The following is a 16,188-nucleotide window of genomic DNA, read 5'->3' as shown; positions in this document are numbered from 1 at the left end:
CGGTCGTCTCTCTCAGCCAGTAGGGCACAGTCCGGTGATTCGTGTGCCGCGCTCCCCGCGGGCGTGCGGCGCGTGACAGGGGCTCGGTGGTCCGGCTCGTCTCCGCCGGCCGAAACCGGGCGATCGTGACGAGCGGCCGGAACCGCTCCTGTGTGTGAGTCTAGTGGGTGTCGGGCACGTCCGGCGCGGCGCCACTCACCGCCCGGTAGGCCTCGGCCAGCAGCGTGTCGGAGGGACCGGCCAGGATGGCGGGTGCGGCGATGTCGTCGAGGACGACGAAACGCAGGGTCGCGCCGCGGGCCTTCTTGTCCACCCGCATCGTGTCGCGCAGGGCGGGCCAGGCCGCGGCGTCGTAGCGCACCGGCAGCCCGACCGAGGTCAGGATGTCGCGGTGCCGCCGCACGGCGGCCTCGTCGATGCGGCCGTCCAGGCGGGCCAGTTCGGCGGCGAAGACCATGCCGACGGCGACCGCGTAGCCGTGGCGGAAGGTGTAGTTCTCGGCGCGTTCGATGGCGTGGCCGAGGGTGTGCCCGTAGTTGAGGATCTCGCGGCGGCCGCTCTCCCGCAGGTCGGAGGAGACCACGTCGGCCTTGACCGCGATGGCGCGCTCCACGAGTTCGCGGGTGTGCTTGCCGTCGGGTCCGGTGGCGGCCTCGGGGTCGGCCTCGATCAGGTCCAGGATGACCGGGTCGGCGATGAACCCGGCCTTGACGATCTCGGCGAGCCCGCCGACGTAGTCCGCGCGCGGCAGGGAGGGCAGCGTGTCGAGGTCGCACAGCACCCCGGCGGGCGGATGGAACGCGCCGACGAGGTTCTTGCCCTCGGCGGTGTTGATGCCGGTCTTGCCGCCGACCGCGGCGTCGACCATGCCCAGCAGGGTGGTGGGCACCAGGACCACACGCACCCCGCGCAGCCAGGTCGCCGCGACGAACCCGGCCAGGTCGGTGGTGGCGCCTCCGCCGACGCCCACGACCACGTCGGTGCGGGTGAAGGCGGCCCCGCCGAGGTCCGCCCACAGCCGCGCGGCCACCGACACGTCCTTGGCCGCCTCGCCGTCGGGGACGGCCAGCGGGTGGACCTCGTACCCGGCCGAGCGCAGCGCCTCGCACACCGGATGGGCGATGGAACCGAGCGGCTCGGGGTGGACGACCGCGACCCGCCGGGCCTTCTGCCCGACCAGTCCGGGCAGTTCCGCCAGGATGCCGTTGCCCACGACCACGTCGTAGGGCGCGGAGGTGCCTCCGACTCCGATGCGGGTGACCGTCATGATTGCTCCACCAGTCGACGTACGCCTTCGATGAACACCCGGAAGCTGACGGAACGGTTACGCGAGGGGACCATCTTCGGAGCCATCCGTTCGGCCCAGTCCGGTTTGCTGGAGTTCCTGATCCCGTTCTGCCGGAGAACGCGTTCGAAGACCTCCGAAGTCTTCTTCGCCGTGGCGTCGGGCGTGGAGGAGTACGGGGCCGGAACCTTCGACCGCACCTTGGGGAAGGCCGCGCACACCGCCTCCCAGTCGCCGAAGTACCAATTCTCCAGTTCCCGCACGGCGATCCGGTTGACGACACAGCGGGAAACGCCGTCGGGCACCATGCCCGCCCTCCGGGCGATCGCATCCATTTCCGTCTTCAGTTTCCGGCAGTCGTCTTCGTCTTTGTCCACCAGGACGACGACTCGGACGTCCTTCCCCTCCCGACGCTGCCGGGCATATCCGGCCATGAGCACCGGAAGCCGATCCAGCAGGTCGGGCTTGCCTCGGAACTTGCGGATCCCGACCTGCACGTGATCGGCTCCGATCCATCCTCCCAGGGCCTTGTTCAGCAGGCAGTGTGCCGACGGCTCCTCGACGAGGACCTCCAACTGGACACGGGAACGGTTTCCCGGCTTTCCACTACCGGCTTTCTTCCCCGTCACTCCTCGTCTCCGGAATCCCTCACGACGGTTCTCGGTTTGGGAAGCTCTTCGAAGTACCCGGCCTCCCATAGCCACCCGAGCCTCGCTCCGCTGTCCATCATCGCGTTCACCGCCTCGATGAGGTGGGGGCGGACCACCCGGGTGTAGCCGTCCTCCCCTCTGTAGAGAGCCAGCACCTCGGTGGGCTGGCACTCGTCCACGAACTCCGGAGAATGGGTAGTCACGAGAATCTGCGACCTCGATGCGGCCTCCCGGCACAGACTCGCCAACCCTGGCAGCAAGTGCGGGTAGAGGAAGTTCTCGGGCTCCTCCACCCCGATGAACGGCGCGATGTCCGGGTCGGAGAAGATGACTAGATAGGAGAGCATCTTGAGGGTGCCGTCCGAGACGAAGTGAGCCAGGACCGGCTGGTCGAACGGTTCATCCCGCATCATGAGAATGAGTCGGCCATCCGGCGACGTCTGGTAGGTCACCTCTCCTAGAGCGGGAATCGCCCGACGCAGTTGGTCGATCACCGTGTTCAGCCGCTCAGGGTGCTCCTCCTTCAGATACTGCAGGACGTTGCTGAGGTTGTCCCCGGAGCGGCTGAGATGCTCCTGTGGCCCCGCCTGGGGGGGCTTGCGCTCGTCGTCGACGCTCAGATAGGACAGGTACCAGCCGGAGACGAACTCCTTTAGCGCGACCACCCTCGGATGGTTGCGCAACTGTCCCAGAGCGCTCACCGCAAGCACGTCGGAGGCGGCCAGTTCCTGTTCGGCTGTGACTCCCGATTCCTCGTCGGCGACCTTTCCCCGCCCTTGACGGAAGTCGATGATGTGGTTGGGGCGTCCGGGGCCGGGCGAGATGCTCCAGCGGAGCACCTCCCGGTCGACCACGGCCCTTCCCCTCTTCTGGTCCAGGGACAACAGGTAGGAGAGTGTACGCCGCCGTGGTCTTCCCCCGATACGGACGTCGCTCTGGTAGGTGATCTCAATCTCCAACGGACCAGAAGAACCCCGGGAGAACAGTTCGGGTAGCCCGCCGCGCCGGTCGCAGGCCCTACGGACCCCGTCGGTGAAGCACTCGCTGAGGAACGCGAAGACGTCGAACAGTGTCGACTTGCCGCTGCCGTTGGGGCCGACCAGCACGGTGAAGGGGCGCAGATCCTTGATGTCGACGTCCCGCAGCGCCCGGTAGTTGCGCACCCTGATCCGGGTGATCTGCGGAGGTTTGCGGTCAGGCATCGGCGGTGCCCTCCAGGGCCTCGACGATCCGGTCGGCGGCCTCCTCGGGCGAGTACTCGCTGGTGGACACGGTGGTCGTGGCCAGCTCCCGGTAGATGGGCAGCCGTTCCTGGAGCAGGGCCCTCAGGCGGGCACGCGGGTTGCCCAGCAGCAGCGGGCGCGCGGTGTCGAGGCCCACCCGCCTGGCCGCGTCGGCGAACTCCACCTCCAGGTAGACGACGTGGTGCCCGGCCAGGTCGGCGCGGGTGCGCTCGTCCAGCACCGAGCCGCCGCCCAGCGCCACCACCCCGGTCGCCCCGGCCAGCGCCTCGGCCACGACCTCGCGTTCCATCGCCCGGAACGCGTCCTCGCCGTCCTCGACGAAGATGTCGCCGATGGGTTTGCCCGCGCGCCGTTCGATCTCGGCGTCGGTGTCGAGCAGGTCGACACCGAGCCGGTCGGCCAGCGCGCGCCCCACGGTCGACTTGCCCGAACCGGGTGAGCCGATCAGCACCGCGGCGGGTCTGCTCATCGGAGAACTCCTTCTTGCGTCCCGGGATGCGGCCGCGGTCACCGGACGGTCAGCGAGTCCAGGTAGCCGCGCAGGTTGCGGGCGGTCTCGGCGACCGAGTCCCCGCCGAACTTCTCGATCGCCGCCTCGGCCAGCACCAGCGCGACCATGGCCTCGGCGACCACGCCCGCGGCGGGGACCGCGGTGACGTCGCTGCGCTGGTGGTGGGCCTGCGCGGGCTCGCCGGTGACCACGTCGACGGTGTCCAGGGCGCGGGGCACGGTGGCGATGGGCTTCATGGCGGCACGCACGCGCAGCGGGTCGCCGGTGCTCATGCCGCCCTCGACGCCGCCCGCGCGGTTGGTGCGGCGGCGCACGCCGTCGGGGCCGGGTTCGATCTCGTCGTGGGCGGCGGAACCGCGGCGCGCCGCGGTGCGGAAGCCGTCACCGAACTCCACGCCCTTGATGGCCTGGATGCCCATGAGCGCCCCGGCCACGCGCGCGTCGAGGCGGCGGTCCCAGTGGACGTGGCTGCCCAGGCCGGGCGGCAGCCCGTAGGCGAGGACCTCGACGACGCCACCGAGGGTGTCGCCGGTCTTGCGGGTGTCGTCGACCTCGGCGACCATGCGGGCGCTGGTCCCGGGGTCGAAGCAGCGGACCGGGTCGGCGTCCACGCGGGCGAGGTCGCCGGGGCCGGGGGCGGATGCGTCGTCGGGCACGCTGACGCTGCCCATCGCGACCACGTGGCTGAGGATCTCGACGCCGAGCGCCTGGCGGAGGAAGCGGCGGGCGACCTCGCCGGCGGCGACGCGGGCGGCGGTCTCGCGGGCGCTGGCGCGCTCCAGGATCGGGCGGGCCTCGTCGTAGCCGTACTTCTGCATGCCGACGAAGTCGGCGTGTCCGGGGCGGGGTCGGGTCAGCGGCGCGTTGCGCGCGACCCCCTCCAACTCCTCGGCGGGCACCGGGTCGGGAGACATGACCTTCTCCCACTTGGGCCACTCGGTGTTGCCCACCTCGATGGCCACGGGGCCGCCCAGGGTTCGGCCGTGTCGGATGCCTCCGATGAGGGAGACCTCGTCCTTCTCGAATTTCATACGGGCGCCCCGGCCGTACCCGGCGCGGCGGCGGAGCAGCGCGGCGGCGATGTCGTCCGAGGTGACGGACACGCCGGCCGGTAGGCCCTCCACGATCGCGACGAGTGCCGGTCCGTGGGACTCCCCAGCGGTCAGCCAGCGCAACATGACTCCGATCTTTTCATGCCCCGCCGCAGAGGGCGACATCGGTCTCACTCCGTGAGCAGTGGGAGCGAATCGCCCAGGAGGATCACCAGGAGCGCGCCGCCGATCATGAACGGTCCGAAGGGGATCTGGGTTCTGCGTCCGGCGCGTCCCAGCGCGATGAGGACCAGTCCCACGCAGGTGAAGAGCAGGAAGGCGGCGGCTGCTCCGGCGACCGCCGTGTCGAGCCCGAACCAGCCCAGGTGGAGGCCGACCAGACCGGAGAGCTTGACGTCGCCCCAGCCCATGCCCGGCGGGTAGACGAACCACAGCAGCCAGTAGACCGCCCACATTCCGGCCATGCCGACGAGCGCGCCGACGGCCGAGGACGTGCCGGAGGGGGTGGTGAGGGCGGCGGCGGCCAGCAGGGCCAGCGCCACCGGGTAGGCGGGGCGGACCAGCGCGTCGGGCAGGCGCTGGACACGCAGGTCGACGGCGGTCAGCAGGGTTCCCCACAGCGCGAGGAAGGCCAGGGCCGCGATCTCGGCGGCGGAGCGCTGCGCACCGCAGAACCCGACCGCGGCGAAGGCCGCGGCCGCGCCGACGACGACGGGCCACGGGGCGGCCACCCGTTCCGCTCCGGGGCCGCGTCCGGTGAGCACGAGCCGCCACGGCAGCGGCGACCAGCGCGCCCACGGCACCGCACGCCCCGAGCCGGGCAGGGACGGCGGGGGCGGGCCCGGGGCGTCGTCGGGACCGGTGTCGTCGCCGTCGCCGGGGTCGTGGGCCGTGAACAGCACGACGACGCGTCCGGCGTGGTGGGCGAGGAGGCCGCCGAGGGGCGCCAGCGCCAGGCCGAGCAGCAGAGCGGAGGACATGCCCGGCATTCTGCCGTCTCCTCCGGAGGGCGCGGCGACGGCCCCGGTCGGCTGTGGACGGCGCCGGGGCGTCGAGGAGGGGGTCTCGGGCCGTCCCGGACCGAGGGGCCCTGCGGCCTCGGTACCGAGGGGAGGTGTCCGGGTGGCCTCCGCCCCGGAGGGGGTGCGGCCCGCTCCTCGGCCTCCCGGTGTCGGGACGCGGTCGCGCCGCGGGCTCCGGGCAGGCCGCGGGAGCGGGGGAGACCGGACGGCGGGTCCCGCCTCACCTGCCGCGGCGGGCGCGGACCACGGCGCTCAGTTCGACGCCGCCGGGCAGGATGACGGCCAGTTCGCTGGCCAACCGGTCGGCCACGTTGCGGATGGCCTCGTCGTCGCGCCGCTCCAACTCCAGGCGGATGCCGATGTCGGCGCGTTCGGAGTCGTGGATGCGGACGCGTTCGATGCCGAACTCGGTGTGGGTGATGCGGTAGATCAGCGCGAGGACCTGCGGGTCGTCCTTGGGTTCGGGCACCCTGCCGTACTCGGCGAGGGCGGTGAGGAACCGTCCCTGGATCGCGTAGGTGACGGGTCCGGCGACGTCCACGACGACGGCGTCGGCGTTGTCCTCGAACGCGGCGCGACAGGCCTCCTGGGTGCTGACCGGGATGGGCCGCGCGTCCTCCCGCCAGCGTTTGACGGTGTCCACCGAGGTGAAGGCGAGGACTCCGCGCCGACCGTCCTTGCCGATCAGCACGGGCATCGCGACCTCGCTGCGCTGATCGAAGGTGCGCCCGTCGGCGTCCTGGGCGGTCTTGACCGGCCGGGCGACCACCGGGACCAGGAGCCTCGCCCTGCGCAGCGCCTCCAGCACCTGGCGGTCGCCGACTCTGCCCCGGGCGTAGGCGTCGAGTTTCTCCCGCACCCTGGGGTCGACGCTTCCGTCGTCGTCCCGGAAGTTCTGCGCGCCGATGATGGTAGGTCCAGCCACATGCGTGACTCTACTGCGTCCGCGCGGGTCCGCTTGCTGTAGTCCCCCGCGAAAGCCCCGTAGCGTCGCGTTCAGTCCGCGGGGGTGTCGCGCAGTCCACTCTCCAGGACCGCCATGATCTCCCCGAACCGGGCGACCTGTTCCTCGGTGAGCCGGTCGAACAGATGCTCGCGCACCTGGGCGACGTGTCCGGGCGCCGCGGCGCGCAGCACCTTGGCGCCCTCCTCGGTGAGCACCGCCCAGAAGCCGCGCCGGTCCTCCACGCAGCTCTCCCGTCGCACGTACCCGTCCCGCTCCAGGCGGGCCACCTGGTGCGACAGGCGGCTCTTGGAGACGATCACCGTGTCGGCGAGCGAGCGCATGCGCATCCGCTGCCCCTCCGCCTCCGACAGGTGGACCAGGATCGCGTACTCCACGAGCGTGAGGCCGTCCCTGCGCTGCAGGTCCCGGTCGAGGCGCTCCTGGAGCAGGGAGTTGACGGCGAGGAAGCGGCGCCAGACGCGCTGCTCCTCCTCGCTCAGCCAGTTGACCGCGTTCATGGCGGCCATCGTACTTGCGGCGCCTTCCTCCCGGACGCTAAGTTATCTTCCTGGGAAGAATGTTTTGGCGACGTTGTTGTTGCTTCAACAATAACGGACGCCGTCCGCCCACTCCGAGCACTCCCAGGGGGAAAACCATGTCCCAGCAGCAGCTTCCCGCGGGCACCTGGTCCATCGACGCCGCGCACTCCGAGGTCGGCTTCTCCGTACGCCACATGATGGTCAGCAAGGTGCGGGGCCGCTTCGAGAAGTTCGACGCCACGCTGACCGTCCCCGAGGACCCGTTCCAGTCCTCGGTGACCGCCACCATCGACGCCGGCTCCATCAACACCAACCAGGCCCAGCGCGACGAGCACATCCGCTCCGCGGACTTCTTCGACGTCGCCAACCACCCGGAGTTCACCTTCGTCTCCACCGGGCTGCGCCAGAAGGACGAGGACTTCGTCCTGGTGGGCGACCTGACCATCAAGGGCAACACCCGGCCGGTGGAACTGGCCCTGGAGTTCAACGGCTCCACGGTCGACCCCTACGGCCTGACCCGCGCGGGCTTCCACGCCGAGACCGAGATCAGCCGCAAGGAGTTCGGCGTGGACATCCACATGCCGATGGAGGGCGGCGGCGTGGTCGTCGGCGACAGGGTCAGGATCGAGATCGACGCCGAGTTCACCCTCCAGCAGAGCTGAGCCGCCCCGCCTTCCGCGGCGCGGACGCCCCCGAGGGCTCCCGATATCGTGATGGGGCCGCCGACCAGCGCGTCGGCGGCCCCGCCCGCTTTTCGGCCCGAAAGGACCCGAGCTTGTCCGCCACCCCGTTTCCTCCCGAGGTCGTCGCCGCGGTCACCGCGCACATGAACGACGACCACCCCGAGGACACCCTGCTGATCGTCCGGGCCTTCGGCGGCCTGCCGGAGGCGACCGCCGCCCGGATGACCGGACTGGACGGCACGGCCGGCGAGTACTCCGCCACCGTCGACGCCCGCGAGGTCGACGTGCGTATTCCCTGGTCGCGGCCGCTCACCGAGCGCGCGCAGATCCGCGCCGAGGTCGTGCGGCTGTACCGGGAGGCCTGCGCCCGCCTCGGCGTGGCCCCGCGCGGGGAGGACGGCGCGCACCGCTGACCGCGCCGCCCCGACAAATCCCGTCCCGAACGCATCCGCGGCGCGCTCCGCCGCGTCCAACAGGGTGAGCCGGAACCGCGGACACCGGTGCCGCGATCCGGGTCGCCTACCCTGAGAGGGGCCGACAACCCACCGGTCCAACCGCTTTGGAGCGTCGCTTTCCCGATGGCAGTTTCCGAACCCCCCGACCCCGACGCACCCACCCGCAGGATCGACGCGGTCGAGCCGACCACCCGGCTCTCCCCCGAACCGGGGGTGACCCGCCGACTCACCGCGCTGCTGCGTCCCGGCGCGACCAGACGGCTCGACGCGGACCCCGGGCGCACCGCGGTCCTGGCGGCGCGTGCACGCCGCCAGGGGGTACTGGGCCGGATGGCCTGGCGGATCCTGGAGGGCCCGGCCAGCGAGGTCGAGTACCGGATCCCCGCCGAACTGCGCGAGCGCTACACCGTCCAGGACTACGTCGGCGCGGGCGGCGAGGCCGTGGTCTACCGGGCCGTGCCCGCGGGCGAGGGCGAGGGCGGACGCCGGATCGCGCTCAAGCTGTACCGGGCGGGCCACGACCTCAACCGGGACCTGCTGGACCGGCTGCGCGCCCTCGGCTCGGCCAGTCCGCACGTCCCCGCCATCCACGGCTACGGACACGCGCGGACCCCCTGGGGCGAGGAGATCGCCTGGGAGGCCCAGGAGTACTTCGCGCTGGGCTCCCTGCGCACCCTCATCGACCAGGCCCCCCTTCCCGACGAGCGCGCCCGCGCGATCGTCGGGGCCGTCACCGACTGCCTGTGCCACTGGCAGGAGTCGCTGCACTACAACCACACCGACGTCAAACCCGAGAACCTGCTGATCCGCGAACCGGACCCGCCGGTGTTCGCGCTGACCGACTTCGGCGGGGCGGTGCGCGCGACCATGAGCCAGGTCTACGGCGGGCAGGCCGTCACCGAGGCCTACGCGGCGCCCGAGATCGTCGAGGGCCGCCGCGAGGCCCCGGCCGCGTGGTGGTCGCTGGGCGTCATCGCGCACGAACTCGTCACCGGCAGGCGCCCCCCGCACAGCGGCAACTGGCTGACCGCCCGCAACACCGAGGTGGACGTCTCCGCCGTCGCCGACGAGCACTGGCGGCTGCTGGTCCGCGGCCTGCTCACCCCCGATCCCAAGGCCCGCTGGGGCGGCGCCCAGGTCCGCCGGTGGCTGCGCGGCGAGCGGCCCACCGTGGCCAGGCCGCGCCACCACCGGCCGATCACCTTCGAGGGGATCTCCCACGAGGACCCGCCCAGTCTCGCCTTCGACCTGATGGACCGCTTCGACAAGGGGGCGGTCTGGCTCCACAACCGCCACCAGGAGCTGCGCACCTGGCTGGACCGCGAGGTCCACGACCTCACCTTCGACCGCGCCCCCCTGGAGCAGGTGCGCGACCGCCCCGAGCGGGCCCACGCCGCGATCAGCGCGCTGGCCGCCCAGTACGTGCCCGGCCTGCCCCCGCGCTACCGCGGCCACCCGGTGGGCGCCGAGGGTGTGCTGGAACTGGCCCGGGGCGAGAGCACCCAGCAGGCCGTGCTGCGCGAGGCGATCGAGTTCGGTGCCCTGGAGTCGGCGGCCCGGCACTGGTGCGACCACCCCCAGTGCCGCAGTCAGGAGACCCGGCGCTGCCAACTGCTGGAACTGGTCCAGCACGAGGTGCCGCTCATCATGCGCCAGGTCCGTGCCACCGTGGAGCGGCTGTCCGGCGCTCCGGGCTTCACCCCGCCCGCCGAGCACGACTGGGACTCGGCCTGGGCGCACGCCGCCGAACTCGTCCTGGACGCCGAGGCGACGGGACGCTACCGGTGGCTGCTGCGGTCGCAGTCGTGGCTTCCCGGACAGCGCAGCGACGCCCCCCGTGCCCGGTGGTGGAACGAGCAGCGCGCCACGGCGCTGCGCGGTGACCGCAACGCGCGCGGCACCCGGGCGGCCCTGGTCGCGACGGTGCTGCTGCTGCCGGGGGCGGTCCAGGCGGGGGCCGCCCAGCGCGCCCGCGACCGGGCCGCGGCCCGCGCGCGGCGGCGACGGCGCTGGGAGCGGTTCACCGCCTCGGTCGAGGCGGGATGGTCCGCCGCCCGGACCCGGGCGTCCAGGCAGTGGGAGAGGCGCCGTTTCCCGGGGAGCCCGCCGGACGGCGCCGACCCGCGTGCCGCGGAGCGGGCCGAACGCCGACGGCGCAGGGAGGCGCGTCGGGTGCAGCGCGGCATGGACCAGGTGCAGCGCGCCATGTCGGCGGGCCGCTGCCGCCGGTTCGCCCGCCCCGCCGCTGTCGCGGGCGTCCTGGACGGCGTCGGACTGTGGCTGTGGGAGTTCCGGGACGGAATGTTCGTCACCTCACAGGAATGGGTGGCGGCCCTGTTCGGCGGAGCCCAGGCGGTCAGGGACAACGCCCTGGTCGGCCTGGTCGCGCACCTGTGCTCCGCACTGCTGGAGCTGCTTCCGGCCGGAATCGGCCTGGTGTGGTGGTTCCCGGTGCTGCTGGGCCTGCTCCTGCTCGTCGCGGTCCGGGTGGCCGCCGACTCGCGCCGCAGGGCCCGCACCCGGCTGGTCGCCTACCGCCTGGCGGTCGCGGGCAGTGCGCTGGTCGGGGTGAGAGTGCTCGCCAACGGATTGTTCTTCCTGGTCATGGGTATTGTGCTGCCCTACGTGACGCTGACCGGATGACCCGGTCCGGGCACCACCGCCCAAGCGCGGCAACACAGAATTAACCAAACTCTTAGAAACGCAACGCACCAGGCCACAAGCACAGAGTCACCATTGGAGCCCTGTCGTGCCGGTTTCCGGGAAGCGGAAAAGGGTTATATTCGCAAACGGCCCGTTAACCCCTCAAACCTAGAACGGTGGCAGAAATGACCGGCGGTTCGCATCCGACCATCACCCTGGAAGCCGGAAAGTACCGAGCCACGGTCGACTCGCTGGGTGCGGCGCTGCGCACCCTGAGCTGGGGCGAACGGGACCTCGTCTGGGGCTACCCCGAGGGCCCTCCGCAGCTCGCGCAGGGGCAGGTCCTCATCCCGTGGCCGAACCGGATCGACCGCGGCCGGTACTCCTTCGCCGGGACGGAGTACCGACTGGAGATCACCGAGCCCGAACTGGACAACGCGATCCACGGCCTGACCAGCTCGCTGCCGTGGCGTCCGAGCCAGACCGCGGCCGACTCGGTGCTGTTCACCCTCCTGTTCGAGGGCGCCCCCGGATACCCGTTCCGCCTGGAGTTCTCGGTACGCTACACGCTCGACCCCGAACTGGGCCTGATCACCCGGATCGCGGCGCGCAACGCGGGCGACCGCCCCGCGCCCTACGGCCACGGCAGCCACAACTACCTCAGCCTGGGGCTTCCCCTGGACGAGACCACGCTGCTGCTTCCGGCCACCGGGTGGCTGCCCGCCGACGACCGGATGCTCCCCGCCGGTCCGGTCCGCTCCGTGGAGGGCACCGAGTACGACTTCCGCTCGCCCCGCCGGGTGGGACCGACCGTCCTGGACACCGCCTTCACCGGCCTGCGCGGCGACGCCGACGGCCGCTCCTGGACGGTGCTGCGCGCCGGGGAGGCCGCTGTGGCGCTGTGGGCCGACGAAAGCTACCGGTGGCTGCAGGTCTTCTCCGCCGACTACCCGGGCCCCGAGCGACGCCGCCACCTCGCGGTGGAGCCGATGACCTGTCCCCCCAACGCCTTCGCCACCGGCACCGACCTGATCGTGCTGGCTCCCGGGGAGCGCACCGAGTCGTCCTTCGGTATCACCTCCACCCCGGCGTGACCGTGTGCGACCACGCGCGTCCGAGGCCCCCGTGGGGACGCACGTGATCGCCGGAACCGGCACCGCGGTCAGGTGAGCAGCGAGGCCAGCGCCAGGACGATGACCGTGAGCCAGAGCAGCACGATCACCAGCCGGTCGATCTGGCCCTGATGGCGGTACTTCCTTCCCCAGTTCTTGACGCCCATATCTGTAAGACGTGCGTACTGAAGGTGCGGTTCTACCGTTTGACTATGTTTTGACCGTTTCACCCCTGGGAACGAAAAGTTTTTACCTCTCCGGAGGGTGCTCGGCGAGTCGCCCCGCGCGCGTCGTCTCTCCGGGCTCAGTCCCGGTCCGGTTCGGCGGCCTCTCCGCGTTCGTGCAGGTGGCGCCGGAACTCCGCGAGGTTGTTCCGGGCCAGGTCCCCATCGTTGCTCTGGATGGCCATCACCGCCAGTGTGGAGCCGTTCGCCAGGTCGACACTGGGCCAGGGTTCTCCCGCGGGCATGCGCGCGTCGATGATCTCGGGCCAGACCAGCACGTGGGTGCGGACGGGGTTGACCACCGTGACCCGGTCCCGGGTCAACTCCAGGCGGGGGCGGGCCAGCAGGTGCAGTCCCCCGCCGATCGCCACGCCCAGCAGCACGAGGAAGACGCGGTCCTGCACCCCCCAGTCCGGGGGCATGATGACCGCGAGCACGACCATGGTGGCGATGATGAGAGCGGCAAGCCCGTAGGCGACCACGCGGATGTTGCGCGGTCTGAGGGTCACCGGCAGCGCCCGCGGGGCCTGCCGCTGCGAACCGTCCACCATGTCCTCGTCTCCAGCATCCCGTGTCGGCACGCCCGTCCTCTTCCCACACCGCCCGTGCTCAGACCGCCCGGGCCGGCCGTCCCGACCGCAGTCCGCGCAGCACCAGGGCGGTGTCCAGAGCCGCGACGGCGGCCTCCCACCCCTTGTCCTCGTGGCTGTCGGGCAGCCCCGCGCGGTCGAGCGCCTGTTCCAGGGTGTCACAGGTCAGTACACCGTTGCCGACGGGGACCGCCTCGCGCAGCGCCACCTCGGTCAGTCCCTGGGTGAGGGACTGGCACACGTAGTCGAAGTGCGGGGTACCGCCGCGGATGACCGCGCCCAGCGCCACGACGGCGTCGTGGGTGCGCGCCAACTCCTGGGCGACCACGGGAATCTCGACGGCACCGGCCACACGCACGACCGTGGGCCCGGCCGCGCCGCACTCCCCGACCGCGGCCAGCGCCCGGTCCAGCATCGGCTCGACGACCTCGGCGTTCCACCTGGTGGCGACGATCCCGACGGTCAGTCCCCGGGCGTCCACCGTGAACTCGGGCCGTCCGGCTCCACTCATAACCCACTCTCCTCATGGTGTTGCTGCTGGCACCGGCCGGGCCCGTCGCGGTTGACGGCCCCGGCGGCGGGTCGACCTTCAGGAGGCCAGTCCGGGCAGGTCGTGCCCCATGCGGTCGCGCTTGGTGCGCAGGTAGCGCAGGTTGTCGGGGGTGATGCGGGTGGGCATCTGGACGCGCTCGACGACCACGACCCCGTGGTTGCCCAGCCCCTCGATCTTGCTCGGGTTGTTGCTGAGCAGCCGCACCGACCGCACGCCCAGGTCGGCGAGGATCTGCGCGCCGGTGCCGAACTCGCGGGCGTCGGCGGGCAGCCCGAGCCGGAGGTTGGCCTCCACGGTGTCCGCGCCCTCGTCCTGGAGCTGGTAGGCCCGCAGCTTGTGCAGCAGACCGATGCCGCGTCCCTCGTGACCGCGCTGGTAGACGACGACACCGGTGCCCGCCTCGGCGATCCGCGCCATGGCCGCGTCCAACTGGTCGCCGCAGTCGCAGCGGTGCGACCCGAAGGCGTCGCCGGTGAGGCACTCGGAGTGCAGCCGGACGAGCACCTCCTGGCCGTCGCCGATGTCGCCGTGCACCAGGGCGACGTGCTCGGTGCCGTCCACCCCGGAGCGGTAGCCGACCGCCCGCCACTCACCGTGGCGGTTGGGGATGCGGGTCTCCACGACGCGCTCGACGAGCGTCTCGGTGCGGCGGCGGTACTCCACCAACTGCTCGACGGAGACCAGACGCAGCCCGTGCTCGTCGGCGAACTCGCGCAGCCGGGGAAGGCGGGCCATGGTGCCGTCGTCGTTGACGATCTCGGCGATCACCCCGGCCGGACGCCGCCCCGCCAGCCGGGCCAGATCCACGGAGGCCTCGGTGTGGCCGCGCCGCGCCAGCACCCCGCCGGGACGGTAGCGCAGCGGGAAGACGTGGCCGGGGCGGGTGAAGTCGCCGGGAGCGCTCGCGGCGTCGGCGAGCAGCCTGATGGTGCGGGTGCGGTCGGCCGCGGAGATGCCGGTGTGCACGCCGGTACGGGCGTCCACGGTCACGGTGTAGGCGGTGCGCAGACTGTCCTCGTTGGTCGGCGTCATCAGCGGCAGGTTGAGCCGGTCCAGGTCCTCGCCCAGCATCGGCACGCAGATCACGCCGGAGGTGTGGCGGATCATGAAGGCCAGCAGTTCGGGGGTGGCCGCGTCGGCCGCGAGGACGAGGTCGCCCTCGTTCTCGCGGTCGGCGTCGTCCACGACGACGACCGGGCGTCCGGCGGCGATCTCCTTGAGTGCCTCGTCGACGTCGTCCAGCGGGATCGGGTCGGTGGCTGCGGGGCTGCGGTTCACGGGAGCTCCTTCTGTGCGGGTCGAAACGGTGCGGTGGGAAGGCCGGTCACGCGGAGACCGGCGCCGCGTGCGCGCCACGCTCCTGACGGCTGCGGTAGTGGCGCATCCAGTCACGGAAACCGACGACCGCGAGCGCGAAGAAGATCCCGTAGACGATGCCGCTGACCCACAGGCCGGACATCAGGGTGATGGGAATTCCCACCATGTCCACGACGATCCACACCACCCAGAAGTCGACGAGACCGCGGCTTTGGGCGTACATCGCCACCGCGCTGCCGACGAAGATGAAGGCGTCCAGCCACGGAGCCCAGGACCATCCGGTGAAGGCGAAGAACCACCCGACCGCGGCGGTTCCCGCGACCAGCGCGCCGACCAGCCGGAGCCGTTCGGCCCCGGTGGCGGGACGCACCGGCAGGTCCGCGTCCCCGCGCATGCCGCGCGCCCAGCGGTACCAGCCGTAGCCGGCCAGCGCCGCGATGATCACCTGCTTGAGCGCGTTGCCGACGATCTGGGCGTCCACCGAGACCGCGAACAGCAGGACGGTGCCGGTGAGCTGCACCGGCCAGGTCCAGATGGTGCGGCGGATCGCCAGGGCCACGGTGGCCAGCGCCGCGACGTTGCCCAGCAGGTCGGCCCAGCGCACGTGCTCACCGAACAGGGTGAATCCGGCGTGGGCCCACTCCAGCCACGCCGCCCCCGAGCCGCTCACCGGGCACCGCCCACGCGGTCGCCCAGGAGGCTCTCGACGTACTTGGCCACGATGTCGACTTCGAGGTTGACCCGCGTGCCCACCTCAGCGAGGCCCAGGGTGGTCTCCCGCAGGGTGGTGGGAATCAGGCTGACGGTGAGGGAGGCGTCGCCGCGTCCCGCGACGGTGAGGCTGACCCCGTCGACGGTGACGGAGCCCTTCTCCACGACGTAGCGGCCCAGGTGCGGCGGGATGGAGAAGGTGACGGTCTCCCAGTCGGCGCCGGGGACGCGCTCGGTGACGACCCCGGTGCCGTCCACGTGGCCCTGCACGATGTGGCCGCCCAACCGGGACGAGACCCTGGCCGCGCGTTCCAGGTTGACCCGGGAGCCGGAGACGAGGGAGCCCAGAGCGGACCGGTCCAGGGTCTCCTTCATGACGTCGGCGCCGAATCTCCCGTCACCCAGTTCGGTGACGGTCAGGCACACCCCGTTGACCGCGATGGAGTCTCCGGTGGACGCGTCGGAGGTGACCTTCGGTCCGTGGACGGTGAGTCGGACCGCGGCGGCCGCGTCCGGTCCCACCGGAGCGATGTCGACGACCGTGCCGAGCTCCTCGACGATTCCGGTGAACATGCGAGAGCCTTCCCCCTGCCTGGTCAGGCTCCGGGGGTGAAAACGGCCTCGATCGCCGTTGGACCACGACGGCACGCT

General features: G+C 71.8%; 17 protein-coding genes. 4 read left to right on the top strand and 13 right to left on the bottom strand.

Going from position 1 to position 16,188, the window contains the following annotated elements; genetic code table 11:
- Window positions 1–160: 160 nt before the first annotated feature.
- The 8 genes from aroB to NI17_RS02835 form a co-directional block, all read right to left on the bottom strand.
- Window positions 161–1,267, bottom strand: coding sequence for a 3-dehydroquinate synthase (aroB, locus tag NI17_RS02870; protein WP_068689643.1), 1,107 nt, complete (start codon window positions 1,265–1,267; stop codon window positions 161–163).
- On the bottom strand, window positions 1,264–1,914 hold the full coding sequence (locus tag NI17_RS02865) for a DUF4276 family protein (RefSeq protein WP_068689645.1): 651 nt from the start codon (window positions 1,912–1,914) through the stop codon (window positions 1,264–1,266). Before NI17_RS02865 ends, aroB begins: the two co-directional genes overlap by 4 nt.
- A complete protein-coding gene (locus NI17_RS02860; protein ID WP_068689646.1) occupies window positions 1,911–3,137 on the bottom strand; it encodes an AAA family ATPase in 1,227 nt (408 codons plus the stop codon). Before NI17_RS02860 ends, NI17_RS02865 begins: the two co-directional genes overlap by 4 nt.
- Window positions 3,130–3,648: a shikimate kinase gene (locus NI17_RS02855; RefSeq protein ID WP_084012494.1), complete on the bottom strand. Its 519-nt coding sequence runs from the start codon at window positions 3,646–3,648 to the stop codon at window positions 3,130–3,132. The genes NI17_RS02860 and NI17_RS02855 overlap by 8 nt, the downstream gene beginning before the upstream one ends.
- Before the next feature lie 38 nt (window positions 3,649–3,686).
- The gene (gene aroC, locus NI17_RS02850) at window positions 3,687–4,868 is read right to left on the bottom strand and encodes a chorismate synthase (protein ID WP_068689648.1); all 1,182 of its coding nucleotides are present in this window, start codon (window positions 4,866–4,868) and stop codon (window positions 3,687–3,689) included.
- Window positions 4,869–4,912: 44 nt separating this feature from the next.
- Window positions 4,913–5,731: a prepilin peptidase gene (locus NI17_RS02845; protein ID WP_068689650.1), complete on the bottom strand. Its 819-nt coding sequence runs from the start codon at window positions 5,729–5,731 to the stop codon at window positions 4,913–4,915.
- A 253-nt stretch (window positions 5,732–5,984) separates the two neighbouring features.
- Entirely contained in the window at window positions 5,985–6,689 is a 705-nt protein-coding gene (locus tag NI17_RS02840; RefSeq protein WP_068689652.1) for an SseB family protein, read from the bottom strand.
- A gap of 71 nt (window positions 6,690–6,760) precedes the next feature.
- Window positions 6,761–7,237 (bottom strand): MarR family winged helix-turn-helix transcriptional regulator, encoded by a 477-nt coding sequence (locus NI17_RS02835; RefSeq protein ID WP_068689654.1) that lies wholly within the window; start codon window positions 7,235–7,237, stop codon window positions 6,761–6,763.
- Between the two features lie 128 nt (window positions 7,238–7,365).
- On the opposite strand from NI17_RS02835, the gene NI17_RS02830 reads away from it, so the two are divergent.
- The 4 genes from NI17_RS02830 (at window position 7,366) to NI17_RS02815 (ending at window position 12,124) form a co-directional block, all read left to right on the top strand.
- Complete coding sequence (locus tag NI17_RS02830) at window positions 7,366–7,911, top strand: YceI family protein (RefSeq protein WP_068689656.1); 546 nt, start codon at window positions 7,366–7,368, stop codon at window positions 7,909–7,911.
- A gap of 113 nt (window positions 7,912–8,024) precedes the next feature.
- Window positions 8,025–8,345, top strand: coding sequence for a DUF2470 domain-containing protein (locus NI17_RS02825; RefSeq protein ID WP_068689658.1), 321 nt, complete (start codon window positions 8,025–8,027; stop codon window positions 8,343–8,345).
- Between the two features lie 165 nt (window positions 8,346–8,510).
- On the top strand, window positions 8,511–11,030 hold the full coding sequence (locus NI17_RS02820; RefSeq protein ID WP_243597594.1) for a protein kinase domain-containing protein: 2,520 nt from the start codon (window positions 8,511–8,513) through the stop codon (window positions 11,028–11,030).
- A 185-nt stretch (window positions 11,031–11,215) separates the two neighbouring features.
- Entirely contained in the window at window positions 11,216–12,124 is a 909-nt protein-coding gene (locus NI17_RS02815; RefSeq protein WP_068689660.1) for an aldose 1-epimerase family protein, read from the top strand.
- A gap of 322 nt (window positions 12,125–12,446) precedes the next feature.
- On the opposite strand, the gene NI17_RS02810 is transcribed toward NI17_RS02815, so the two are convergent.
- The 5 genes from NI17_RS02810 to NI17_RS02790 all read right to left on the bottom strand — a co-directional run bounded on the left by NI17_RS02810 (window position 12,447) and on the right by NI17_RS02790 (window position 16,110).
- Window positions 12,447–12,917 (bottom strand): PH domain-containing protein, encoded by a 471-nt coding sequence (locus tag NI17_RS02810; protein WP_068689662.1) that lies wholly within the window; start codon window positions 12,915–12,917, stop codon window positions 12,447–12,449.
- 58 nt (window positions 12,918–12,975) lie between these two features.
- Window positions 12,976–13,467, bottom strand: a complete 492-nt coding sequence (gene ribH / locus NI17_RS02805; RefSeq protein ID WP_068689664.1) for a 6,7-dimethyl-8-ribityllumazine synthase — start codon at window positions 13,465–13,467, stop codon at window positions 12,976–12,978.
- A gap of 78 nt (window positions 13,468–13,545) precedes the next feature.
- Entirely contained in the window at window positions 13,546–14,787 is a 1,242-nt protein-coding gene (locus tag NI17_RS02800; RefSeq protein WP_119267626.1) for a bifunctional 3,4-dihydroxy-2-butanone-4-phosphate synthase/GTP cyclohydrolase II, read from the bottom strand.
- Window positions 14,788–14,833: 46 nt separating this feature from the next.
- Window positions 14,834–15,496, bottom strand: coding sequence for a nicotinamide riboside transporter PnuC (gene pnuC, locus NI17_RS02795; RefSeq protein WP_068689667.1), 663 nt, complete (start codon window positions 15,494–15,496; stop codon window positions 14,834–14,836).
- Entirely contained in the window at window positions 15,493–16,110 is a 618-nt protein-coding gene (locus tag NI17_RS02790) for a riboflavin synthase (RefSeq protein WP_068689669.1), read from the bottom strand. The genes pnuC and NI17_RS02790 overlap by 4 nt, the downstream gene beginning before the upstream one ends.
- Window positions 16,111–16,188: the final 78 nt, after the last annotated feature.

Source organism: Thermobifida halotolerans, assembly GCF_003574835.2.
Lineage (GTDB): Bacteria > Actinomycetota > Actinomycetes > Streptosporangiales > Streptosporangiaceae > Thermobifida > Thermobifida halotolerans.
The sequence above is the reverse complement of the archived record's forward strand: the minus strand, read 5'-3'. Positions and strand labels throughout refer to the sequence as shown.

Coding starts and splice junctions, on each gene's coding strand:
- NI17_RS02835 (WP_068689654.1), bottom strand. CDS start 7,237: ATGGCCGCCATGAACGCGGTCAACTGGCTGAGCGAGGAGGAGCAGCGC.
- NI17_RS02790 (WP_068689669.1), bottom strand. CDS start 16,110: ATGTTCACCGGAATCGTCGAGGAGCTCGGCACGGTCGTCGACATCGCT.
- aroB (WP_068689643.1), bottom strand. CDS start 1,267: ATGACGGTCACCCGCATCGGAGTCGGAGGCACCTCCGCGCCCTACGAC.
- NI17_RS02830 (WP_068689656.1), top strand. CDS start 7,366: ATGTCCCAGCAGCAGCTTCCCGCGGGCACCTGGTCCATCGACGCCGCG.
- NI17_RS02845 (WP_068689650.1), bottom strand. CDS start 5,731: ATGCCGGGCATGTCCTCCGCTCTGCTGCTCGGCCTGGCGCTGGCGCCC.
- NI17_RS02855 (WP_084012494.1), bottom strand. CDS start 3,648: ATGAGCAGACCCGCCGCGGTGCTGATCGGCTCACCCGGTTCGGGCAAG.
- NI17_RS02815 (WP_068689660.1), top strand. CDS start 11,216: ATGACCGGCGGTTCGCATCCGACCATCACCCTGGAAGCCGGAAAGTAC.
- ribH (WP_068689664.1), bottom strand. CDS start 13,467: ATGAGTGGAGCCGGACGGCCCGAGTTCACGGTGGACGCCCGGGGACTG.
- NI17_RS02810 (WP_068689662.1), bottom strand. CDS start 12,917: ATGGTGGACGGTTCGCAGCGGCAGGCCCCGCGGGCGCTGCCGGTGACC.
- aroC (WP_068689648.1), bottom strand. CDS start 4,868: ATGTTGCGCTGGCTGACCGCTGGGGAGTCCCACGGACCGGCACTCGTC.
- NI17_RS02820 (WP_243597594.1), top strand. CDS start 8,511: ATGGCAGTTTCCGAACCCCCCGACCCCGACGCACCCACCCGCAGGATC.
- NI17_RS02860 (WP_068689646.1), bottom strand. CDS start 3,137: ATGCCTGACCGCAAACCTCCGCAGATCACCCGGATCAGGGTGCGCAAC.